Source organism: Bradyrhizobium sp. Arg816 (genome assembly GCF_029989365.1).
GTDB lineage: Bacteria > Pseudomonadota > Alphaproteobacteria > Rhizobiales > Xanthobacteraceae > Bradyrhizobium.
The window spans coordinates 1-436 of the sequence record NZ_JAPRAQ010000247.1; the positions used below are offsets into that span (position 1 = coordinate 1).

1 protein-coding gene is annotated in these 436 nt (G+C 59.9%); it reads left to right on the forward strand.

Annotated elements, in window-relative coordinates; all coding sequences use genetic code 11:
* Nucleotides 1-104: 104 nt before the first annotated feature.
* A partial coding sequence (locus OWC48_RS46735) for a hypothetical protein (protein WP_282526028.1) occupies nucleotides 105-436 on the forward strand: 332 nt, incomplete at its 3' end.

Consider the following 436-nt stretch of genomic DNA (forward strand, 5'->3'; position numbering starts at 1 on the left):
TGGCGCTGCCGATGGGTCGCCTTGCTCTGGCGGATGAGGCTCTCATGGACGCCGATTCGGCTAAACTCAACGACGATATGCGCCTTGGAAGAGGAGATTCTACGATGATCGACCGTCGCCGGACGACTGCTGTCCTTGCTGCTGTCGGGGTCCTCGGTGTGGCAGCTTGTGGCGCCGATCCTAAGGTCCTTACCAGTTACACTCCGGCGGCTGGTGTCAATGGCAAGTCCGCCACCGTCAAGGTGCAGAACCTGGTGCTCATCAATGGCGGCGGTCAGGCCCGTGTATCCGCCGCAGTTGTTTCTCGCAAAGACGACAACATTGTCGGGATTACGGGGGAGCCGCTCACGTCGAACAACTCTCTATCCGGGCGGTCCTTCACCATGAGGACGGTGAACGTCAAGCTTCCGGCCCAAACGTCGGTGAACCTCACTCA